General features: G+C 73.8%; 19 protein-coding genes. 9 read left to right on the forward strand and 10 right to left on the reverse strand.

Annotation, left to right across the window (positions count from 1 at the left end; translation table 11 throughout):
• Positions 1–3: 3 nt before the first annotated feature.
• Positions 4–747, reverse strand: a complete 744-nt coding sequence (locus ABTY62_RS22650; RefSeq protein ID WP_352131414.1) for a zinc ribbon domain-containing protein — start codon at positions 745–747, stop codon at positions 4–6.
• Entirely contained in the window at positions 744–1,637 is an 894-nt protein-coding gene (locus ABTY62_RS22655; protein ID WP_352131241.1) for a Nif3-like dinuclear metal center hexameric protein, read from the reverse strand. The genes ABTY62_RS22650 and ABTY62_RS22655 overlap by 4 nt, the downstream gene beginning before the upstream one ends.
• A 243-nt stretch (positions 1,638–1,880) precedes the next feature.
• On the opposite strand from ABTY62_RS22655, the gene ABTY62_RS47530 reads away from it, so the two are divergent.
• Positions 1,881–3,560 carry a hypothetical protein gene (locus ABTY62_RS47530; protein ID WP_502997501.1) on the forward strand — a complete coding sequence of 560 codons (1,680 nt, stop codon included), beginning with the start codon at positions 1,881–1,883 and terminating at the stop codon, positions 3,558–3,560.
• 147 nt (positions 3,561–3,707) lie between these two features.
• Positions 3,708–3,893, forward strand: coding sequence for a hypothetical protein (locus ABTY62_RS22665; protein ID WP_352131242.1), 186 nt, complete (start codon positions 3,708–3,710; stop codon positions 3,891–3,893).
• Between the two features lie 19 nt (positions 3,894–3,912).
• Here the strand turns inward: ABTY62_RS22665 and ABTY62_RS22670 are convergent, their stop codons facing one another.
• The 4 genes from ABTY62_RS22670 to chsH3 all read right to left on the reverse strand — a co-directional run bounded on the left by ABTY62_RS22670 (position 3,913) and on the right by chsH3 (position 8,310).
• Complete coding sequence (locus tag ABTY62_RS22670; protein WP_352131243.1) at positions 3,913–5,145, reverse strand: cytochrome P450; 1,233 nt, start codon at positions 5,143–5,145, stop codon at positions 3,913–3,915.
• Positions 5,146–5,334: 189 nt separating this feature from the next.
• On the reverse strand, positions 5,335–6,273 hold the full coding sequence (locus tag ABTY62_RS22675; RefSeq protein WP_352131415.1) for a 3-oxoacyl-ACP reductase: 939 nt from the start codon (positions 6,271–6,273) through the stop codon (positions 5,335–5,337).
• 36 nt (positions 6,274–6,309) lie between these two features.
• Positions 6,310–7,395 (reverse strand): Zn-dependent alcohol dehydrogenase, encoded by a 1,086-nt coding sequence (locus ABTY62_RS22680; RefSeq protein WP_352131244.1) that lies wholly within the window; start codon positions 7,393–7,395, stop codon positions 6,310–6,312.
• Positions 7,396–7,431: 36 nt separating this feature from the next.
• Positions 7,432–8,310 carry an enoyl-CoA hydratase ChsH3 gene (gene chsH3, locus ABTY62_RS22685; protein WP_352131245.1) on the reverse strand — a complete coding sequence of 293 codons (879 nt, stop codon included), beginning with the start codon at positions 8,308–8,310 and terminating at the stop codon, positions 7,432–7,434.
• 348 nt (positions 8,311–8,658) lie between these two features.
• Between chsH3 and ABTY62_RS22690 the strand changes: the two genes are divergently transcribed.
• Complete coding sequence (locus tag ABTY62_RS22690) at positions 8,659–9,885, forward strand: sensor histidine kinase (RefSeq protein ID WP_352131246.1); 1,227 nt, start codon at positions 8,659–8,661, stop codon at positions 9,883–9,885.
• Complete coding sequence (locus tag ABTY62_RS22695; protein WP_311722862.1) at positions 9,882–10,487, forward strand: response regulator; 606 nt, start codon at positions 9,882–9,884, stop codon at positions 10,485–10,487. Before ABTY62_RS22690 ends, ABTY62_RS22695 begins: the two co-directional genes overlap by 4 nt.
• Before the next feature lie 108 nt (positions 10,488–10,595).
• On the opposite strand, the gene ABTY62_RS22700 is transcribed toward ABTY62_RS22695, so the two are convergent.
• The 4 genes from ABTY62_RS22700 to ABTY62_RS22715 all read right to left on the reverse strand — a co-directional run bounded on the left by ABTY62_RS22700 (position 10,596) and on the right by ABTY62_RS22715 (position 16,122).
• Complete coding sequence (locus ABTY62_RS22700) at positions 10,596–11,546, reverse strand: hypothetical protein (protein WP_352131247.1); 951 nt, start codon at positions 11,544–11,546, stop codon at positions 10,596–10,598.
• Positions 11,543–12,079: a SigE family RNA polymerase sigma factor gene (locus ABTY62_RS22705; protein WP_352131248.1), complete on the reverse strand. Its 537-nt coding sequence runs from the start codon at positions 12,077–12,079 to the stop codon at positions 11,543–11,545. Before ABTY62_RS22705 ends, ABTY62_RS22700 begins: the two co-directional genes overlap by 4 nt.
• Positions 12,080–12,145: 66 nt before the next feature.
• Positions 12,146–13,609, reverse strand: a complete 1,464-nt coding sequence (locus tag ABTY62_RS22710; protein WP_352131249.1) for an MFS transporter — start codon at positions 13,607–13,609, stop codon at positions 12,146–12,148.
• Between the two features lie 266 nt (positions 13,610–13,875).
• Positions 13,876–16,122, reverse strand: coding sequence for an acyl-CoA dehydrogenase family protein (locus tag ABTY62_RS22715; protein WP_352131250.1), 2,247 nt, complete (start codon positions 16,120–16,122; stop codon positions 13,876–13,878).
• 262 nt (positions 16,123–16,384) lie between these two features.
• Between ABTY62_RS22715 and ABTY62_RS22720 the strand changes: the two genes are divergently transcribed.
• The 5 genes from ABTY62_RS22720 (at position 16,385) to ABTY62_RS22740 (ending at position 20,963) form a co-directional block, all read left to right on the forward strand.
• Complete coding sequence (locus ABTY62_RS22720; RefSeq protein WP_352131416.1) at positions 16,385–16,981, forward strand: class I SAM-dependent methyltransferase; 597 nt, start codon at positions 16,385–16,387, stop codon at positions 16,979–16,981.
• Positions 16,982–17,253: 272 nt separating this feature from the next.
• The gene (locus tag ABTY62_RS22725) at positions 17,254–17,802 is read left to right on the forward strand and encodes a Uma2 family endonuclease (RefSeq protein ID WP_502997504.1); all 549 of its coding nucleotides are present in this window, start codon (positions 17,254–17,256) and stop codon (positions 17,800–17,802) included.
• A gap of 98 nt (positions 17,803–17,900) precedes the next feature.
• On the forward strand, positions 17,901–18,824 hold the full coding sequence (locus ABTY62_RS22730) for an N-acetylmuramoyl-L-alanine amidase (protein ID WP_352131252.1): 924 nt from the start codon (positions 17,901–17,903) through the stop codon (positions 18,822–18,824).
• A 165-nt stretch (positions 18,825–18,989) separates the two neighbouring features.
• Entirely contained in the window at positions 18,990–19,817 is an 828-nt protein-coding gene (locus tag ABTY62_RS22735) for a DUF5336 domain-containing protein (protein WP_352131253.1), read from the forward strand.
• Between the two features lie 135 nt (positions 19,818–19,952).
• Positions 19,953–20,963: an LLM class F420-dependent oxidoreductase gene (locus ABTY62_RS22740; protein ID WP_352131254.1), complete on the forward strand. Its 1,011-nt coding sequence runs from the start codon at positions 19,953–19,955 to the stop codon at positions 20,961–20,963.
• The last annotated feature ends 14 nt before the right edge of the window (positions 20,964–20,977 follow it).

Genomic DNA, 20,977 nt, shown 5'->3' on the forward strand with positions numbered 1-20,977 from the left:
GGCCTACAGCCCCGATTCGGGCGTACGGACCAGGATGCGGCGGCAGTTCTCGCACCGCACCACCGCGTCCGGAGCCGCCGCCCGCACCTCGTTGAGCTCGGTGATCGCCAGCTCCTGGCGGCAGCCGTCGCAGCGCCGCTGGTAGAGCCGGGCCGCGCCGACGCCGCCCTGCTGCTCGCGCAGCTTGTCGTAGAGCTTGAGCAGGTCGGCGGGGATCGTCCCGGCGATGACCCCGCGCTCCTTGGTGACGGTGGCCACCTCGGCGTCGATCTCCCCGGCCGCCGTGTCCCGCCGGGCGGCGGCGTCGCCGATCTTGGTCTGGAGCGACTCGACGCGGCCGGTCAGCTCGGTCACCCGCTCCTGCGCGGACTCGCGGCGCTCCATGACCTCCAGGACGACGTCCTCCAGGTCGCTCTGGCGCTTGGCGAGGGAGACGATCTCGTGCTGGAGGTTCTCCAGGTCCTTCGGGGAGGTGACGGCGCCGGAGTCGAGGCGCTTCTGGTCGCGGGCGGCGCGCTGGCGCACCTGGTCCACGTCCTGCTCCGCCTTCGTCTGCTCACGGGCGGTGTCGCTCTCCTCGGTCTGCGCCGCCACGAGGAGGTCGCGCAGCTGGGTGAGGTCGGCGTTCAGGGTGTCGAGCTCCGCGTGCTCGGGCAGCGTCCGGCGCTTGTGGGCGAGTTGGGAGAGCCGGACGTCGAGGGCCTGGACCTCGAGGAGGCGGATCTGGTCGGCGGGCGCGGCGTTCAGCGTGGGGCTCCAGGGGTGGTGGTGGAAGGGACGTGAGCGGTGGTGGGCGCGTGAGCGGTCCAAGGGTCGGTGACCGTACGGGAGATATGGGTGCGCAGACCCCAGCCGTGCCGGTCGGAGATCTCGTCGAGCTGCGCGGCGGCCTGCTCGACCCACGGCCACTCGGTGGCCCAGTGGGCCGCGTCGAGCAGCGCGAGACCGTCCCCGCCGGCGGACGCGGACATCGCCGCGACCTGCTGGGCCTCGGAGGCGGGGTGGTGGCGCAGATCGGCGGTGAGGTAGGCGTCGACCCCGGCCGCGCGCACCTCGTCGAAGAGGCTGTCGCCTGAGCCGCCGCAGACGGCGACCGTACGGATCAGCCGGTCGGGGTCGCCCGCGACGCGGATGCCCTGCACGGTGGCGGGCAGCCGGGCGGCGGCGCGCTCGGCGAAGTCCCGCAGCGCGACGGGGTGGTCCAGCTCGCAGACCCGGCCGAGGCCGCGGCGGCCCGCGGGGTCGGTGGGGTCGGGCACCAGCGGGCCGGTGATCCGCAGGTCGAGGGCGCCGGCGAGGGCGTCGGAGACGCCGGGGTCGGCGCGGTCGGCGTTGGTGTGCGCGACGTGCAGCGCGATGTCGTTCTTGATCAGGGTGTGCACGACCCGGCCCTTGAAGGTGGAGGCCGCGACCGTGGTCGTGCCGCGCAGATAGAGCGGGTGGTGGGTGACCAGCAGGTCGGCGCCCAGCTTCACCGCCTCGTCGGCGACTTCCTGCACGGGGTCGACGGCGAACAGGACGCGGCCGACCTCGGCGCCGGGGTCCCCGCAGACCGTACCGACGGCGTCCCACTGCTCCGCCCGCTCGGGGGGCCAGAGTGCGTCGAGTGCGGCGAGGACGTCAGAGAGTGCGGGCACGGGGCAAGGCTACCTCCCGGATCACCCCCAAGCCTTGCCCCTGTCTTCACTCACCGCGACGCACCGCGAGGACGGTTCGTGGCGGGGGGCCGGGGCCGGGGGTCGGGTCCGGCACGCAGCACAGCCCGGCTCGACTTCTCAGGCGAATCGGGCAACAGACACACTTACGTGTGAAGCTCCCCGATTTCGGCGTTCGGCAGCGAGTGCGATAACTACGTTCAGTGGCCGGAGGTGGACTGAACCATGACAGCCTGTGCCTTCGATGCCGCGCTCGCCGCAGGCGCCACCGGTGCCCAGGGCGCCGCTCACCGGCGCCGAGCGGCGTTCACGATCGCCGCGGACGGTTCGTACGGAGCCCGGCTCGCGCTCAGCGGCGAGGCGGGCTGCTGGTTCCCCGAGCGCTGGACGCTCGACGGACCCGAGCCCTATACCGTGCCGCTGCCCGCGGCCCAGCCCGAGGAGCCGGACAGCGAGGTGCTGCCCCTGGCCGATGGGCAGGTGCTCATCCGCCGCCGGGTGGCCGGCCGCCACACCCTCTCCCTGCTCTACCCGGCCGGCCCCGGCACCGGCGAGCGGCCGCTGGGCGCCATCGAATGCGCCGAGCTGTCGCTGCTGCCGCCCGCCCCCGGCGGCTCGTTCGCCTTCGCGCTCGGCCACGGCGAGCGGTCGACCTCGGTGTGGCTGGTGCACGGCGGCGGCTTCGGGCCGCAGCACCTGGCCGAGCTGCCCGGCCGCTGCACGGGCGGCATCTGGCTGGACCGTACGGGGCGGCTGCTCGCCCTCGACCGGCGGCTCGACGGCCGCACCAAGACCGTGGTCGTCGATCTGCGGCGGGCCGGCGAGACCAGCCCGCTGCTCCAGATCACCGACGACAGCGACGACCGGCTGCTGCTGGCCGACCCGGACAGCGGCCTGCTGCTCGTACGGTCCGACGCGCCCGGGGACGAGCGGCTGGGGTGGGGCGTGCTGGGCAGCGCCCGCCCGGTCAGATTCCCGGACTGCCTGCGGCCCGCGCAGGCCGAGGCCACGCCCTTCGCGGTGCAGCCGGGCCAGGTGCTGACGCCGGAGGCGTGCGCGGTGGCCTTCCGCCTCGACGGCCCGGCCGGGCGGCCGTGGGTGGGCCTGTGGCGGCCCTCCGAGCGGCGGTTGCGGCAGCTCCCGGCGCCGGAGGGGTGGCTGGCGGGCGCGGGCCTGTGGACCCGGGACGGCGAGCTGCGGCTGCCGTACGCGACGGGGCAGGTGCCGTGCGGGGTGGCGCGGCTGCGGATGCCCGAGCCGGCGGAGCCGCAGGAGTCACAGGAGCCGCAGGAGTCACCGCGGGCGGCGCGCATCGCGCGGGTGGCCCGGGTGGACCGCGTGGTGGGGCCGCTGGATCTGCCGCGGCCGGTGCGGCCGGCGGGGCCGGGGCGGCCCGCGCCGGCGCCGTCCCCGGCGATCTCTCTGGCGACGGGCGCGGCGGTGGCGTCCTGGACCCGGGTCCGGCCGGGGGCGACCCCCGCGGGCGAGACCGGGGTCGAGCCCTGGGCCGGGACGGGGTCCTGGGCCGGGGTCGAGCAGGAGACCGGCCCGGAGGCGGAGCCGGGCCCCGGGGCTCCGACGGCCAGGACCGCGCCGACCATCGCGCCGACCATCGGGCCGATCGCCGCGCCGATCGCACCGCCCGCCGCACCGCCGCCCGGCTCGGAGCGGGGGCAGAAGCGGGAGGGCGTACGGGAGCGGGAGGCCGGGCGCCTGCCCGCCCGCCGGCTCAGACCCGAGCTCGCCCCCGGGCAGGAGTCCGGCACCGCCGCGCGCCCCGTACCGCTACAGCAGGCGCCGCTCGCCCGCCCCGAGCAACTCCGCCCCGCTCACCCGACCCACCCGTCCCATCAGTCCCGTCCGCCCCGTCCACCCCGGTGGGTCCGAGATCGACGCTCTGGTTAAAATCGTTCGGGGGCTGTGACAGCTGTGCGTTCCGTAGACCCGCGGGACGCTTGATGCGTCACGCATGGACAGCGTCATGGCGTCTTCTGTCCTCACGACCGGCCCCCCGCGCACCGTACGCAGCAATCTGACGGGGTGACTTCCCAGATGTCCCAAGCCCGCACCAACATGACCGAGGCGCGTCCGCAGGAGGCGGCAGCGGCGGCCGGGGCCGACGCCACGGCCCACGGCAAGCACCGGGGCCAGGCCGCGCAGGCCGCGCCCGAGGACGCCCAGACCGCGCCCCACGGCCGCCACCGCCGCCCCGGCGAGGAGGCGGCGGCAGCGTCCTGACGCCCGGGGTCGGAGAGCCTTAAACCCGCTGGCCGAACCGCACCCGCAGCGAGCCGGGGCCCCGGGTGAACACGCCTGTCTCGGCGGGGGCCTCGCCATCGCCATCGCCATCGGCGAAGGCCATCGCCGGGAAGGCGTCCAGCAGGTGGTTGACGCCCACCTCGACCTCGGTCTTCGCCAGCAGCGCCCCCACGCAGAAGTGCCGGCCGAGCGCGAACGCCAGATGGTCCGCGGCGGCCGAGAAGGCGCTGCTGGTCGTCAGGTCCTCACGGAAGATGTTGAACGTGTCGGGATCGGCGTAACGGCTCTCGTCACGGTTGGCCGCTCCGATCAGACAGGTGACGGTGGCACCCGCCGGAATCGTGCCGCCGCTCATCTCCACGTCCTCACTCGGCTGACGCATGATCATGTGCACCGGAGGCGTGAAGCGCAGCGTCTCGGCGAAGGCCGCCGGAATGAGCGTACGGTCCTCGCGCACGGCCGCCAGTTGCTCCGGATGGGCCAGCAGATTGCGGAAGAGGCCGGCGATGGCCTTGTCCGTCGTCTCGCCGCCGGCCGCGAGCAGCAGGCTGACGAAGGCCTTGATGTCCTCGTCGCTCATCCGCGTGCCGTCGATCTCGGCGGCGCACAGGACGGAGAGCAGATCGTCACCCGGACGTGCGCGCCGGTCCTGGATGATCGGGATCATGTAGGCGGCGAGTTCGTCCCGGGTGCGCACCCCCGCCGCCGCGACCTCGGGGTCCTGGCTCAGATTGCCCAGGAAGTCGATGATCGAGGTGTACCAGACGTGGAACCGGCCGTGGTCCGCCCGGTCAAGACCGAGCATGTCGACGATCACGTTGATCGGGAAGCGGGTCGCGTACTGTCCCACCAGATCGGCTTCCGGAGCGTCCCGGAAGGCGTCGATGAGTTCCCGGGAGTTGCGCTCGATGACGGGCAGGAACTTCTCCTGTAGATCCTTTCCCCTGAAGGCGGGCGCCACCAGCGCGCGGCGCACGGAGTGCTCGCGCCCGTCCATCTGGAGAATGGTCCGGCCGTGCACCGGCTCCAGCTGCCAGTCGTAGTTGCGGCTGGTGAACACCGGGTCCTTGAACGCCCGGGCGACGTCCTCGTAGCGGGAGACGATGTAGGCGTCGGTCGCTTGGTGGCGGATCAGCGGAAAGTCCTCGCGCATGGTCCGGTAGGCGGGGTACGGGTCCGCCGCGAACTCCGGGGAGAGGATGTCGGGCGCCGTGGAGGGGGTCGTGGTCATGGTGGAGCACTCCCTGGGCGAGCGGCAGCGGTCACCGGCCGTACGCACCCACGGCGCACGGCACACGGCACACAGCACGGGGAATCCTGCCGGAGCACGATGACGGCCCCCGCTCATGCCACGTGATCGGATGTCAGGCCGTGGCCAAGGCTAGATGCAATGGGACCGGCGGTCCAGATCCACTCCGGGTCACCCCCGCTTGAGCCCCAGCACCTCCACCGCCGCGAAGGTCTCCCCCCGCGGCCGGCCGGCGAAGTACGGCGTCAGGGCCCCGTCCAGTTCCTCGAAGGTGAACGCCTCCTTCGCCGTGTCCAGCTTCGTCGCCACCCTCGGCCGCTCCAGGACGGCCACCATCCCGCCGTGGACGACGAAGACCTGCCCGCTGATCCCCGCCGCCTCCGGCGCCGCCAGGTAGCCGACGAGCGGGGCGACATGCTCGGGCGCGAGCGCGTCGAGGCCGCCGTCCTCGGGGAGTTCGAGGGCCGCGAAGACGTCCTCGGTCATCCGGGTGCGGGCGCGTGGGCAGATGACGTTGGCCGTCACCCCGTACTTGGCGAGCGCCCCCGCCGTGGAGGTCGTCAGCCCGACGATGCCGCCCTTGGCCGCCGCGTAGTTCGGCTGGCCCGGGGAGCCGGCGAGGAACGCCTCGGAGGAGGTGTTCACGATCCGGCCGCCGACCGGGCCGCCCTCCGCCGCCTTGGACCGCTCCCGCCAGTGGGCGGCGGCGAAGCGGGTCATGTTGAAGTGGCCCTTGAGATGGACGCGGATGACCGAGTCCCACTCGTCCTCGGACATCGAGAAGACCATCCGGTCCCGCAGGATGCCCGCGTTGTTGACCAGGATGTCGAGCGCGCCGTACGTGTCGACGGCCAGCCGCACCAGCTCGCCCGCCTGCTCGAAGTCGGCCACGTCCCCGACGTGGGCCGTGGCCTGTCCGCCGGCCGCCCGGATCTCCCGGGCGACCTCCTCGGCCGGGGCGGCCGAGGCCTCGCCGGAGCCGTCGCGTCCGGGCCGGCCGAAGTCGTTGACGACGACGCTCGCGCCCAGGCGCGCCAGCTCCAGCGCCTCGGCGCGGCCGAGGCCACGCCCGGCGCCCGTGACGATCGCGGTCTTCCCCGCCAGCGGCATGCGCGGCATGAACGTCCTCCGTGTCGTCTGTGTCGTTCAGATCTGGATGCAGGTGCGCAGCGATTCCCCCGTCCGCATCTGGTCCAGCGCGTCGTTGATCTCGCCGAGCCGTACGCGGTGGGTGATGAGCCCTTCGAGGTCGATCCGGCCCGCCCGCCACAGTGCGACGGCCCGCCGGTACGAGCGGAGCACATCGCCGCCGCCGTACAGCGAGGGCAGGATGCGCTTCTCGTCGAAGAACAGCTCGAACATGCTGAGCTTCAGGTAGTCGTCCAGCGCCCCCGCCCCGACCACGCACAGCGTGCCGCCGCGCCGCGTCGCCTCGTAGGCCGTGCGGGCGGTGGCGGACCTGCCGACGACCTCGAAGACGTAGTCGAAGCCCTCGCCCGAGGTGACGCGGTTCTTGGCGTCGTCCAGGCCCTCGGGCGCCACCGCTTCCGTGGCGCCGAAGCGCAGCGCCGCCTGGCGCCGCGACTCGACCGGGTCGACGGCGACGATCTGCGCGGCGCCCACCGCCCGGGCGCCCTGGAGGGCGCTGATGCCCACGCCGCCGCAGCCGATGACCGCGACCGAGGAGCCCGCCTCGACCCCGGCCGTGTTGAGGACCGCGCCGAGCCCCGTGGTCACCCCGCAGCCGATGAGGGCCGCGATGTCGTACGGCACATCGTCGGGGATCGGTACGGCGCACTGCGCGGGCAGCACGACCTCCTCGGCGAAGGTGCCGGTCCCGGCGAAGCCGAAGACGTCCTCGGGGGCGCCGCCGGGGCGCCTGAAGTTGGGGGTGCCGGCGTTCATGAACCCGGTCAGGCACAGATGGGACTGGCCGCGCTCGCAGGACGGACACGCGCCGCAGGCGGGCAGCCAGCAGACCAGCGCCCGGTCGCCCGGGCTCAGGCCGGTCACCCCCTCGCCCACCTCGACGATCTCGCCCGCACCCTCGTGCCCGGGGACGAAGGGCCCCGGCTGGGGCAGTACGCCGCTCATGGCCGACAGGTCGGAGTGGCACAGCCCGGTGGCCTTGACGCGCAGCCTGACCTTGCCCGGGCCGAAGCCCACCGCCTCCATGTCGTCGAGGACTTCGAGCTTGTCCTGCCCTATCTCGTGCAGTACGGCTGCGCGCACAGCGGCTCCTCTCGTCCGTGCGGGGTCTCTGTTTCTTCAGTCGTGCTTGACGACCGTGTCGGTGAGGACCGGCGCGTCGTCCCGTTCCACGGCCGTGGCCAGCAACTGCACGGAGGCGGAGGCTGAGGCTGAGTCTGGGTCTGAATCTCGCCACATCCGGATGCGCAGCGTCTCGCCGGGGAAGACGACCCCGGCGAACCGCGTGGTGTACGAGCGGACGCGGGCGACGTCGCCGCCCAGGGCGCTGTCCACGACGGCCTTGAGGGCGATCCCGTACGAGCACAGGCCGTGCAGGATCGGCCGGTCGAACCCCGCGACCTTGGCGAACTCGGGGTCGGCGTGGAGCGGGTTCCAGTCGCCGGACAGGCGGTAGAGAAGCGCCTGGTCCTCGCGGATCGCTCGCTCGACGGTCAGGTCGGGCTCGCGGGCGGGGAGTTCGAGCCGGTCGGCGGGCCCGCGTTCGCCGCCGAAGCCGCCCTCTCCGCGTACGAAGATCCCGGTGTCGCAGGTCCACAGCGGCCCGTCCGCGTCGGCGACCTCGCTGCGCAGCACGATGACCGCGGCCTTGCCCTTGTCGTGGACTGCGGCGACCTTCGACGTCTGGGTGGCGGCCCCGGCGAGCGGGATGGGCCGGTGCAGCGCGATGGTCTGGCCGCCGTGCAGGACGGCGGCGAGGTCGACGTCGATGCCCGGGGCGCTGAGGCCGCCGGCCACCGCCATGCCGCCGCCCGCGACCGTGGCGAAGCTGGGGAGGACGTGCAGCCTGCTCTCGAGGGTGTAGCGCAGTTCGTCGGGGTCGGTGGCCGGGACGCCCGCGCCCACGCCGAGGTGGTAGAGCTGGATGTCCTTGTGGCCCCAGGTGAGAGCGGTCGTCCGGGGTTCGGCCGAGACGGCCTTGGCTGCGTCGATGGGCATTGCTGGGAGCACTCCTCGCCACGGTGTGGAAGACCCCGGCCCGCCCGTCCGCACCGTCGGCCGCGCCGGGGTCGTAACTGGTCGGCCGCCGCGGGTTCCGCGTACGGACGCGTACGGACGCGTACGGACGCGTACGGCAGCCCGCGCGGCGGAGCCGCATATCGACACAGGAACGTGTTCTAGCCGATGGCCCCTTGTATAGCCCAATCCCCATGCACTGGGAAGACTGCTGACGGGTTGTCAGATGGGTTGACCGGCCCCGTCCCGCCCGCCCGGGACAAATGTCATGGGTCTGTCCCTGACAACCGCATCTGCCCAGCTCACCCACGGCTTCCGTAACCTCTGACCATGCCTGCCAGAACCACGGCCACCTCGGATGCCCCGGACCTCGAGCGGCGCAAGCCGCCCGGCCCGCGCGCCTTCCTGCCCTGGCTCTTCATGCTCACAGGGGACGTCCAGGACCTGATCCAGGGCAGGACCCCGCTGCCGTGGCTCGGCGCCGCCGGGGTGACCGCCTTCTGCGCGCTGTACGTCACGGTGGTCTACACCGGCCTCGACAAGCGCCGCCGCCGCACCCCGCTGTGCCTCGGCTCGCTCGCCGGGCTGGCCGCCACCACGTACGCCCTGTCCATCGGCTACGCGGGCAACTGGCTGCTCTGCTTCCCGCTGCTGTCGCTGGCCACCGGCATCGTGGTCCGGGGCCGGCGGCTGGGACCGCTGGTGCTGGGGTACGCGGGCTCCGCGGGGATCGTCTCCGGCTGGCGCGGCGGCTCGGACGACGCGCTGACCGTCGCCTACGGAACGGTGCTGTCCGGCCTGATGGCGGCGGCGATCCTGTCGCTCTTCGACACCGTCGCCGAGCTGCGCGCGACCCGCCAGGAGCTGGCCCACGCCGCCGTCGAGCAGGAGCGGCTGCGTTTCTCCCGCGATCTGCACGACCTGCTGGGCCACACCATGTCGGTCGTGGTGGTCAAGGCCGAGGCCGTACGCCGGCTCGCCCCGCGCGACCTGGACGCCGCGCTGGGCCAGGCCGCCGACATAGAGGCCGTCGGCCGCCAGGCCCTCACCGAGATCCGGGAGGCCGTCACCGGCTACCGCGAGGGCAGCCTGGCCACCGAGCTGGACCACGCCCGCTCGCTGCTCGACGCCTCGGGCATCGACGCCGTGGTCCGCCGGTCCGGGCCGTCGCTGCCCCCGCAGGCCGAGGCGCTGCTGGGCTGGGTGGTCCGCGAGGGGGTGACCAATGTGGTGCGGCACAGCGGAGCGCGCCGGTGCGAGATCGAGGTGGATCAGGGGGCCGATCAGGTGCATCTGGAGATCGTCGACGACGGGAACGGCGTAGGCTCCCGTTCCGCCGGTGCGCCCGACAAGTCCGCGGCGGGCGCGGCGGGCAGGGTCGGCGGGACGGGGCTGAAGGGCCTGGCCGAGCGGCTCGCCGCGGCGGGCGGCTCGCTGGAGTCCGGCCCGGCCGGGCGCCGTGGCTTCCGGCTCGCGGCCGCGCTGCCGGTGGACCGAATCGACGCGGACGGCGAGGAAGAGGGACCGATGGACGTCAAGGGGGTCCACACCTCGTGATCAGGCTACTGCTCGCCGAGGACCAGGGGATGATGCGGGGCGCACTGGCCCTGCTGCTCGGCCTGGAGCCGGACTTCGAGATCGTCGCGCAGGTCGGCGACGGCGACGAGATCGTGCCCCGCGCGCTGGAGGCGCGGCCGGACGTGGCCCTCCTCGACATCGAACTCCCGGGCCGCAGCGGCCTGGACGCCGCCGCGGCGCTGCGCGAGGAGCTCCCGGGCTGCCATGTGCTGATCCTGACCACCTTCGGCCGCCCCGGCTATCTGCGCCGCGCGATGGAGGCGGGCGCCTCCGGGTTCCTGGTCAAGGACGGCCCGGTGGAGGAGCTGGCCGTCGCGGTGCGCCGGGTGCTCGCGGGCGAGCGGGTCATCGACCCGGGACTGGCCGCGGCGGCCCTGAGCGCGGGCCCCAACCCGCTGACGCCGCGCGAGCGGGACGTGCTGGCGGCGGCGGTGGACGGGGCGACCGTCGCGGACATCGCCGCCAGGGTCCATCTGTCCCCCGCGACCGTCCGGAACTATCTGTCCTCGGCCATCGGGAAGACCCAGACCCGCAATCGCATGGAGGCGGTGCGGGCGGCGCGGCAGAACGGGTGGCTGTGACGCGGAGGGGCGGCCCCGCGGCCCGCGCCCCCGTCGCGCCGCCCCGGGGCCGCCCGGCCCGTCACCCTCAGGTCACCTCGGTCGCCGTGGCCACCTCGGTCACCGCGGTCACCTCAGCTCGGTGATCTTCACCGGCGTCTCCCGGCCGGTCTTCGTCAGGGCCTTCAGCTGCTCCTTCTTCACGGCCGTCCGCCGCGTCTGCTTCTTCACGTGCTCCAGCGGTACGGCGGGCCCGCGCCGCGTCCGCTTCCCCTTGTCGTCGTAGAGGTCGATGAAATGGTCCGGCACCCCGGCGGCCGGACGCTCGCTCACGATCCAGCGAACGTCGGTGCCCTTCACCGAGACCAGCTTCGGCTCGTCGGTCGAACCGTCCTTCCAGTGGACCACCACGCGCTCCACCGTCGGCGCCAGCCATGCCAGGCCCATCGCGTCGGCCCGGGCGCCGTAGTGCTGATACGTACCGCCCAGCAGCGTCTCCCCCTTGCCGGGCTTGGGCAACACCCAGTCCGCCATCGTCCGCGGCTTCTTCGTGCCCTCGGTCACCCGGGTGGAGAACCAGGTCACGCCGATGCGCAGGTTCTTCGGGTACTTCCCCTCCCACCTGTCGTCCAGGATCGGATAGGCGTCCCCACGGCGCTTCGCCAGGTCGTACTGGCGGTGCGCCTCCTCCTTCGTCCGCGCGGGCCCGTAGACGGTGACCGAGACCTCCCAGCGCTTCCCGTCGGTCTTCCCCTTGCTCACCACGGTGGTGACCGGGTGCAGCGCGGCCGGCGCGGTCACCGGGGCGGCGGCCGCCGTCGCCGTCCCGCCCTGGCCGGAGCCGCCGAAGTCCCCGAGGCTCACCCCTCCGGCCACCAGCACGGCCGTGACCGCCAGGGCGGTGGCCCCCGCGCGACGGCGGGTCCTGCGCCGGCGGCCGTCGCGGACCACGTCCGGGTAGGGCGCGGGTCCGATGGTCACCTCGTCCGCGATCGCCGCCAGGCGGCCCGCCACCGCGCCCGTTTCCCGGTCCGGGTCGCTCCCGTGCTCGGACTCCACGTACCACGACTCCCTGTTCATCGCGCCTCCCCGTGACCCGCGGTCACGCCTTCGAGCGCCAGCGCGGCCCGGAGCTTCGCCAGCCCCTTCGCCGCCTGGCTCTTGACCGTTCCGACCGAGCAGCCCATGGTGCTCGCCACCTGCGACTCGCTGAGGTCCTCCCAATAGCGCAGCACGACGGCCTGGCGCTGCCGGGGCGGCAGTTGCGCCAGGGCGTGGCGCAGCACGGCCCGGTCGTCGGCCAGGGCCATCCGGTCCCGGTCGGTCACCTGGTGGGCCAGGTCGCCCGGGCCGAAGGTCAGGAACTCCTTCAGCCTTCTGCGGTGTCGCCGCGCGTGCTCGTTGACGAGGATGCGGCGCACATAGGCGTCCGGCTCGTCGGCGGCGCTGACCCGCCGCCATGCCACGTAGGCCCGCACCAGGGCCGACTGGACCAGGTCCTCGGCGGTGTGCTGGTCGCCGCTGAGCAGATACGCCGTGCGCAGCAGCCTCGGCCATCGCGTGGTGACGAACTCCCGGAACTCCTCGTCCCGGTTCGCCGTCTTGTCCCCCATGGGCACCTCCTTCGCTCTACGGAGTCCATGGGGGCGGCGAACCGTTGCCCGGCCCCGGAGGAATTCTCAGGCGCGTCGGCGCGGGAGGGCCACGGCCATCAGGACCACGGCGGCCGCGATGATGCCCGAGGCGACGGTGAACGCGTGGGCGTATCCGGCGGCCAGCGCCACCGGCCCCGGCCCGTCAGCGCCACCGCCGGTGCCGCCACCGCCGCCCTCGGTCGCGGCGATGCGCTCGGCGGCGACCGTGGTCAGCACGGTGAGGCCGAGCGCGCCGCCGATCTGCCGGCTGGTGTTGACCAGGCCCGCCACCAGCCCGGCCTCGGACGGCGCGGCGCCCGAGGTGGCGGCCGTGGCCAGCGGGGTCATCATCAGCCCGGAGCCGAGCGACATGACGATCGCGGGGCCCAGGACCGTACCGGCGAAGGTGCCGTCGGCGTCCATCCGGCTCTGCCAGGCGTAGCCGACGACGGCCAGGATCCCGCCGGTCATCGCCAGCGCCTTGCCGCTGAACACCGCCATCAGCCGGGGCGCGAGCTTGGAGCCGAGGACGATGGACAGGGTGTGCGGGAGGAAGGCGAGACCGGCCTCGACGGGGCTGAAGTGCAGCACGTTCTGGAGATACAGCGACATGAAGTACCACATCGCGAACATGCCGCCGCCGCACACCAGCATCACCGAGTTCGCCGCCCACACCGCCCTGATGCGGAACAGCCCCAGCGGCATCAGCGGGGCCCGGGTGCGCGCCTCGACGGCGAGGAAGACGCCGAGCAGGGCCAGCCCGCCGAGCAGCGGTACCAGCGAGGCGGTGGCGGCCCAGCCGTGCCGCTCGGTCTGCACGATGCCGTACGCGAGCGAGGAGACCCCCGCCGTGACGAGGACCGCGCCCGGTACGTCGAGCCGGCGTTCGGCCGGCGCCCGGCTCTCGGCCAGCCACACCGCCCCGGCGACCAGCACCAGCGCGCCCACGGGCACATTGACCAGCAGCACCCAGCGCCAGGAGAGGTAGTCGGTGAGCACCCCGCCGACCAGCCCGCCCGCGGCGCCGCCGCCCGCGCCGACCGCCGTCCAGGTGCTGATGGCCCGGGTGCGGGCCGCGCCGCCCGGGAAGGAGGTGGTGAGGATGGTGAGGGTGGCCGGGGAGAGCACGGCCGCGCCCAGGCCCTGGGCGGCGCGGGCGGCGACCAGCTGCCAGGGCTCCTGGGCGAGTCCGCCCGCCAGGCTGGCCACGGTGAACAGGCCCAGGCCGACGAGGAAGGCCCGTTTGCGCCCGAAGAGGTCGGCGGCCCGGCCGCCGAGCAGCAGAAACCCGGCGAAGGTGAGCGCGTAGGCGTTGACCACCCACTGGAGCGCGGTCTCGCCGAGCCCGAGGTCCGTACGCATCGACGGCAGCGCGACATTGACCACGGACACATCGAGGACGACCAGGAACTGCCCCGCACACGCGGCCAGCAGCACCGCCCAGGCCGGTGGGGTGACACGTGCTGCGGCGGACGAGTGACCTGTGGCGGAGGGGGTGTGGGCGGGCATGGGCGTGATGCTGGCACCGAGCCATGCACGGTGCATCGTATTTTTGTCGTACCTACCTGGGTCGTTGGGCGTAGGGCTCACACGGAAGGCGCATGTGCACGGGCCCAAGCGGGGGTGCGCGCCCGCCCCGGGCGTGGACCGCGCGCCCCGGGCCCCGGGGCGTGTGCCGTGCGAGCCCCGGCTCGTACGCGTACGAGGCCGGTTCGTACGCGTACGAGGCCGGTTCGCGCGCGTACGGGCCCGGCTACGCGACGCGCGGTCGCGCGCTACGCGGGCGCCGGGTCGCGCGGGAGGCCCAGCATCCGCTCCGCGACGACGTTCAGCTGCACCTGCGTCGTACCCCCGGCGATGGTCAGACAGCGGGACATCAGAAAGCCGTGCAGCGCCCGCTCCCCCGCGCCCTCGCGCACCGCGCCCGCCGGGCCGAGCAGTTCCAGGGCCAGCTCGGCGACCTTCTGCTGGTGCGCGGTCTGGATGAGCTTGCGGACGCTCGCGCCCGCCCCCGGCTCCACGCCGGACACCTGCCGCAGGGTGGTGCGCAGCGCCAGGCACGCCAGTGCGTGCGCCTCGGCCGCCAGCGCCCCGACCCGCTCCCGCACCCAGTCGTCGGCACCGGCCCCGTCGGCGGCCATGCGCGCGATCAGGGCCTCCAGGCCGGTGTCGAAGGTCAGCTGGTCCGCCATGTGGACGCGCTCGTTGCCGAGCGTGTTGCGGGCCACCGCCCAGCCGCCGTCCACCTCGCCCACCACCGCGTCGTGCGGCAGCAGGACGTCGTCCAGATAGACCTCGTTGAAGAGCGACTCCCCGGTGATCTCCCGCAGCGGGCGGATGTCGATCCCGGCGGTGCGCTCCATGTCGACGAGGAAGTAGGTGAGCCCCTTGTGCTTGGGCGCCCGGGGGTTCGTACGGGCCAGCAGGATGCCGTGGTGCGCCCGCCGCGCCCCCGACGTCCACACCTTCTGCCCGTTGACCCGCCACCCCTCCTCGGTCCGCTCGGCCCTCGTCCGCAGCGCCGCCAGGTCGGACCCCGCCTCCGGCTCGGAGAACAGCTGGCACCACCGCAGTTCGCCGCGCAGGGTCGGCAGCAGATAGCGCTCCCGCTGCTCCGGCGTCCCGTACGCGATGAGCGAGGGCACGACCCAGGTGGCGACCCCCAGGTCGCCGAGGACCACCCCCGCGTCGGCCAACTCCCGCTGCACCGCGAGCTGCTGTACGGGTCCGGCGCCAAGCCCGTACGGGGGCGGCAGGTGCGGGGCGGCGTGGCCGGTGGGCGCGAGGGCGCGGCGGGCGGCGCCGGGGTCCAGGCCGCGCGCCGCCCCGATCGCGGCCCGCGCCTGCTCCCGGTACCGCTCGTAGTCCCGGCGGACCTCCCCCTCCGCCGGGAGCTCCAGCCGCAGCTCGCGCCGCGCGCCCGCGGCGGCGAGCCGGGCGGCCCGCAGCCGGTGGGCGCCGCCCGGGCCGAGCAGGGCCCGGGCGGCGGTGGCGCGGCGGAGATGGAGGTGGGCGTCGTGCTCCCAGGTGAAGCCGATGCCGCCGAGGATCTGGATGCAGTCCTTGGCACAGCTGTGGGCGGCGTCGAGCGCGGTGGCGGCGGCGAGCGCGGCGGTCAGTGCGCGCGCCCCTTCGTCACCCGCCTCGCCCGCCTCACCCGCCTCGTTCGCCTCGCCTGCCGCGCGGGCCGCGTCCCAGGTGAGGGCGCGCGCCTGCTCGACGCGGACGAGCATGTCGGCGCACAGGTGCTTGACCGCCTGGAACTGGCCGATGGGCCGCCCGAACTGCTCACGCGTCCTGGCGTGCGCGACCGCGGTGTCCAGGGCCCACCCGGCCGTCCCGCAGGCCTCGGCGGCGAGGAGGACCGCCGCCAGGTCCCGTACCAGCCCCGGGTCCACCGCGAGCGCCCGGTCGGCGGGGACGGCCGTGCGCACCGCCCTCACCTCGGCGGTCGGGCGGGTCGGGTCGGCGCCGTCGTGGGCGCGGATCTCCAGGTCGCGGGCGTCGACGGCGAACCACGCGGTGCCGCCGTCGGCGGTCGTGGCGGCCAGCACGACGAGGTCGGCCTCGGCCGCGCCGAGCACGGGCGGGGCGCACCCGTCCAGCGTCCAGCCCCGCGCCGCGTCGACCGGGGTCGCGGTGAGCGAACCGGCGCTCAGGGCGACCGCCCCGACGCACACGCCCTCGGCGAGCGCGGCGGTCAGCTCGCCCTGCCCCGCGCGCGCCAGCACCGCCGAGGCGAGCACGGTCGGCAGATACGGCCCGGGGAGGGCCGCGCGCCCGGTCTCCTCCAGGACGACGGCGAGGTCGAGCAGCCCGCCGCCGCCCCCGCCGTACGCCTCGGGCAGATGCGGCCCGAGCAGCCCCTGCCCGGCCAGCCCGGCCCAGTACGCGGGCCGCCCCGACCCGCCCGCGGGGGCGTCCAGCAGCTTGCGCACCTCCTCGGACGGCACGGCCCGCGCGCACCACCCCCGCACCGCGCGCGCCAGTTCCCGCTGGTCTTCCGTGATGGCGATGCCCATGGAGCGCCTCTCTCGGATCTCGAACCGGCCGGCCGGCCGTGGGCGATGGTAGAACCTGTTCCAATCTGACGGAAGGTCAGATGACAGGACGGGCGCGAGGATGTCGCGGATCCATGGACCACCCCCGCCGCCGCGCCGCCGCCGAGCGGTACGGCACGATGACCCGGTGACCCCTCCTGCCTCCGCCCCCACCGAGACCCCCGAGACCTCCGGGTCCCCCGACCCCGCCACGCTCGCCGCGTTCCGCGCCGCGAAGGGCTTCATGCCCGTGGACGAGGGCCTCGCCCTGTACGCCGCCGCCGCTGACGCCGCCGGCGCGCTGCGGCTGCCGCTCCTGGAGGTCGGCACGTACTGCGGCCGCTCCACGATCCTGCTGGCCGCCGCCGCCCGCGCCGCGGGCACGGTCACGATTACCGTCGACCACCACCGCGGCTCCGAGGAGCAGCAGCCCGGCTGGGAGTACCACGACCCGGAGGTCGTCGACCCGGAGGTCGGCCGGATGGACACCCTGCCGACCTTCCGCCGCACCCTCCACGCCGCCGGCCTCGAGGACCACGTCGTCGCGGTCGTCGGCCGGTCCCCGCGGGCCGCGGCGATATGGGGCGGACCGGTCGGGCTGGTGTTCATCGACGGCGGCCACACCGACGAGCACGCGGCGGCCGACTACGAGGGCTGGACCCCGCACCTGGCCCCCGGCGGGCTGCTGGTGATCCACGACGTGTTCCCCGACCCGGCCGACGGCGGCCAGGCCCCGTACCGGATCTACCGCCGCGCGCTCGCCTCCGGCGCCTTCACGGAACTGTCCGTGACCGGCTCGCTGCGCGTGCTGCGGCGCGCGGGCGGGGGCATGGCCGGCTGATTCTTTCCCCTGTCCCGCCCCTTCCCGACGGTCCGGACGGGCGCGATCCCCGCGCCTCCGCACACCTCCGCGCTCTCCATGGCGACCGGGACGTCCACGCCCGGCCCGAGCAATGCCCGGCAACCTCGGCCGGGCTTCGTGAACACTCGACAGCCGACGCCATCCACTACGCTGACACCAGCCGTGCGACCGAGTCGGCGATCAGGGATCGAGGCCCGCACCGCTCCGTGACACGCCTGGAGGAAGCCGTGACCGCCGAACTCCCCGACTGGATGATCCCGCCCAGGCCGAGCGGCTGGGAAGCGGACGACCTCGATCACCTCCCCCAGGCACCGCGGCACACCGAACTGATCGACGGAGCCCTGATCTTCATGATGTCGCCGCAGCGGTCCTGGCACTCCCGACTGGTGGAGAACCTGACCTTCGCCCTTCGGCAGGCGGCCCCAGCGGGATTCGACACCGAGCGCGAGATGACCATTCGACTCGACAAGAAAAGTCGTCCCGAACCAGACATTCTGGTCACCACTGCCTCATACGACCCGGACCGCACCTGGTACGCACCCGAGGAGATCACCCTTGTCATCGAGGTCGTCTCGGAGGAGTCGGCGGACCGCGACCGGTCCCTGAAGCCCTTCAAGTACGCACAGGCCAAGATCCCCCACTTCTGGCGCATCGAGGACGAGGCCGGCGCCCCCACCGTCCACACCTACGAACTCGACGGCATGACCAGCACGTATGTGGCCACCGGCATCCACCGTGACCGCCTGAAGGCAACCGTCCCCTTCTCGCTCGACATCGACCTCAAGAGCCTCGTGCCCTGACACCCTGACCCCGACCCGGCGCACCGCGCGACAAGGGTCCGCGACCGACTGTGCGCCCCGCCCGCGGGCCTTCACCCCGCGCGGCTACCATCGCCCGGGTGTCGAACGGAAGCTTTCCCCCCAGCCCCGGCCGCCCCGGCCGCCGCGGCGGAACCCTCGCGGTCGTGCTGACCGCGCTGGTGCCCGCCTGTCTCGTCGGCTGGCTGATCTGGGACTCCACGAGCGGCTCGAAGAGCGGCGGCGCTCCCCTGCCGACCGCCGACAGCACCTCGATCGCCCCGCCCCGGAGCGGCGGCCCGTCGGGCACGGCCACCCGAGATCCGGAGGGGGACAAGGGAGACCCCGGCCGGTCACTCGCCGGCAAGGTCGTGGTCATCGACCCCGGCCACAATCCACACAACCGCGACCACACCTCCGAGATCGCCCGCAGCGTCGACATCGGCACGGCGAAGAAGGAGTGCGACACCACCGGTACGGCCACCAACTCCGGCTATTCCGAGGCGTCTTTCACGCTCGACGTCTCACGCCGCGTGCGCACCCTGCTCCAAGACCGCGGCGCCAAGGTCGTCTTCACCCAGGACGGCGACCGGGCGTACGGACCGTGCGTGGACGAGCGGGCGGAGATCGGCAACAAGGCGCACGCCGACGCGGTCGTCTCCGTCCACGCGGACGGCGCGGCGGCCGGGCAGCGCGGCTTCCATGTCATCCTGCCCGCCTCCGTACGCGGCGGCGACGCCGACACCTCGTCGATCACCGCGCCCTCCCGCAGCCTCGGCAAGCGGCTGGTCTCGGGCTTCGAAGCGGCGACCGGAGACGCGCCCGCCAACTACATGGGCGACGGCGACGGCCTGAAAGTGCGCGATGACCTCGGCGGACTCAACCTGTCCACCGTGCCGAAGGTGTTCATCGAGTGCGGCAATATGCGTGACCCGAAAGACGCGGCACAACTGACCGACGCGGCATGGCGGCAGCGCGCCGCACGGGGGATCGCACAGGGCATTACGGACTTCTTGAACGGCTAACGCAACAACTCTCCGAACGGCAGGTCACGAGCGGGACACCGATCGGATACCCCTGCTCACCGGCGGCAGAATCACCCGTACGATGGGGCACCACCCCCGACGCCTTCGCGCCACGCGCCCGGCGACTGCCGTCCGTACCGACGAAACCGACAAAGGACCTCTACGTTGAACATCCGCTCCCTCACTCGAGGCGACGGCGTGGTGATCGGAGCAGCGGTGTTGCTGTTCATCGCCTCGTTCCTCGACTTCTACTCCTACAGTTGCAGCGGTCAGTACTGCGGCAGTAGCCCCAGCGTCAACGGATGGAAGTCCGACTTCTTCCCGGTGCTGCCGTCGATCTTCCTGGCTGGTGTGATCGCTGCCGCTCTCATCGTCTCCGCGCGCTTCCAGCCCGCGGGCCGGAACCTCTTCGGGCTCTCGCTCGACCAGTGGGGCACCGCGCTCGCGGTGTTCGCCGCCTGGAGCTCGCTGTGGACGATCATCGGCGGGCCCGACGGGCTCGACAAGGGCGTCGGCCAGATCCTCGGTCTGATCGCCAACCTCGCGCTGGCCGCCGGCGCCCTGCTCACGCAGCGCATCCCCGCCCTGAAGCTCCCGCTGATGAACGCCGCCGCCCCGGCGGCCATGCCTCCGTACGGCGCCGCCCCGCAGCCCGGTTACGGCTACCCGGGCCCGGGTGCCGCACAGCCCGGCGCCCCGGCCCCGTACGGCGCCCAGCCCGGCCAGCCCAACCAGCCGTTCGGCGCCCAGCCGGGCGCGGGCCAGCCGACCCCGCCTCCGGCGGCGGCCGGCTCGGACTTCGCTCCGTTCTGGTTCGCGGTGCCGGTGGCCCGTCCGCTGTACGCGGAGGACGGCTCGTCGTCGACCATCGCCGAGCTGGCCCCCGGTACCTGGTACCTCGCGGTCGAGCAGCGCGGTCAGGCGCTGGTCGCCCAGACGCAGGACGGCCGTCGTGGCGTGCTTCAGGACACCACGGGAATCCAGCGCGGCTGACGCCCACGGAAACCCATCGGCCCCCCGCCCGGTCAAGGGCGGGGGGCCGTTGCCATTCCCGGACCCGGGCCGTACAGTCCGACAGTCATGCCACCTGACGTACCGTCATGTCACGTACGGGGATGGAGGGACGCCATGCGGCTCGGACTGGCGCTCGGCTACTGGGGCCGCGGCCCCGACCCCCGCCATCTGGAACTCGCCCGGCAGGCCGAGCGGTTCGGCTATCACTCCGTCTGGACGGCCGAGTCCTGGGGTTCCGACGCCTTCACCCCGCTCACCTGGATCGCCGCCCACACCACCCGCGTCAGGCTGGGCACGGCCGTCGCACAGATGGCCGCCCGCACCCCCACCGCCACCGCGATGCACGCCCTCACCCTCGACCATCTCTCCGGCGGCCGGATGATGCTCGGCCTCGGGCTGTCCGGCCCGCAGGTGGTCGAGGGCTGGTACGGGCGCCCGTTCCCGAAGAGTCCGCTGACCGCCACCCGCGAGTACGTGGACGTCATCCGCCAGGTGCTGCGCCGCGAGGCCCCGGTGCGGCTGGACGGCCGATTCCATCCGCACCCGTACGCCGGGCCGGACGCCACCGGGCTCGGCAAGCCGCTGAAGCCGATCGTGCACCCGCTCCGGCCCGATCTGCCCCTGCTGCTCGGCGCCGAGGGCCCCAGGAACATCGCGCAGACCGTGCGGATCGCCGACGGCTGGCTGCCGCTGTACTGGTCGCCGCAGCGCACGGAGCTGTACGAGGCGGCGCTCGCCGAGGCGCCCGAGGGGTTCATGGTGGCGCCCATGGCCCAGGCCCGGGTGTGCGTGGACGTCGCCGAGGGGCTGCTGCCGGTGAAGGCGATGCTCGGCTTCTACATCGGCGGCATGGGCCACGCGGCCCGTAACTTCCACGCCGACCTGATGGCGCGCATGGGTTACGAGGAGGAGGCGCGGCGGGTCCAGGAGCTCTTTCTGGCGGGCCGCCGCGCGGAGGCGGTCCAGGCGGTCCCGGACGCCTTCGCGGACGAGATCTCGCTGGTCGGGCCGCGCGAGCGGATCGCGGAGCGGCTGGAGCTGTGGCGCAAGGGGCCGGTGACCGACCTGCTGGTGACCGCGCCCGACCCGGAGACGCTGCGGACGCTGGCCGACCTCAACAGCTGAACGACTGCCGAAGC

Origin of the sequence: Streptomyces sp. NPDC097640 (genome assembly GCF_040302705.1) — a bacterium.
In the GTDB taxonomy this organism is placed as follows: Bacteria; Actinomycetota; Actinomycetes; order Streptomycetales; family Streptomycetaceae; genus Streptomyces.

What these genes read in the sequence shown, in the direction of transcription:
- ABTY62_RS22720 (WP_352131416.1), top strand. Translation starts at nt 16,385, where the DNA reads ATGCCCGTGGACGAGGGCCTCGCCCTGTACGCCGCCGCCGCTGACGCC.
- ABTY62_RS22670 (WP_352131243.1), bottom strand. Translation starts at nt 5,145, where the DNA reads ATGACCACGACCCCCTCCACGGCGCCCGACATCCTCTCCCCGGAGTTC.
- ABTY62_RS22700 (WP_352131247.1), bottom strand. Translation starts at nt 11,546, where the DNA reads ATGAACAGGGAGTCGTGGTACGTGGAGTCCGAGCACGGGAGCGACCCG.
- ABTY62_RS22740 (WP_352131254.1), top strand. Translation starts at nt 19,953, where the DNA reads ATGCGGCTCGGACTGGCGCTCGGCTACTGGGGCCGCGGCCCCGACCCC.
- ABTY62_RS22705 (WP_352131248.1), bottom strand. Translation starts at nt 12,079, where the DNA reads ATGGGGGACAAGACGGCGAACCGGGACGAGGAGTTCCGGGAGTTCGTC.
- chsH3 (WP_352131245.1), bottom strand. Translation starts at nt 8,310, where the DNA reads ATGCCCATCGACGCAGCCAAGGCCGTCTCGGCCGAACCCCGGACGACC.
- ABTY62_RS22725 (WP_502997504.1), top strand. Translation starts at nt 17,254, where the DNA reads ATGATCCCGCCCAGGCCGAGCGGCTGGGAAGCGGACGACCTCGATCAC.
- ABTY62_RS22710 (WP_352131249.1), bottom strand. Translation starts at nt 13,609, where the DNA reads ATGCCCGCCCACACCCCCTCCGCCACAGGTCACTCGTCCGCCGCAGCA.
- ABTY62_RS22675 (WP_352131415.1), bottom strand. Translation starts at nt 6,273, where the DNA reads ATGCCGCTGGCGGGGAAGACCGCGATCGTCACGGGCGCCGGGCGTGGC.
- ABTY62_RS47530 (WP_502997501.1), top strand. Translation starts at nt 1,881, where the DNA reads ATGACAGCCTGTGCCTTCGATGCCGCGCTCGCCGCAGGCGCCACCGGT.
- ABTY62_RS22690 (WP_352131246.1), top strand. Translation starts at nt 8,659, where the DNA reads ATGCCTGCCAGAACCACGGCCACCTCGGATGCCCCGGACCTCGAGCGG.
- ABTY62_RS22715 (WP_352131250.1), bottom strand. Translation starts at nt 16,122, where the DNA reads ATGGGCATCGCCATCACGGAAGACCAGCGGGAACTGGCGCGCGCGGTG.
- ABTY62_RS22665 (WP_352131242.1), top strand. Translation starts at nt 3,708, where the DNA reads ATGTCCCAAGCCCGCACCAACATGACCGAGGCGCGTCCGCAGGAGGCG.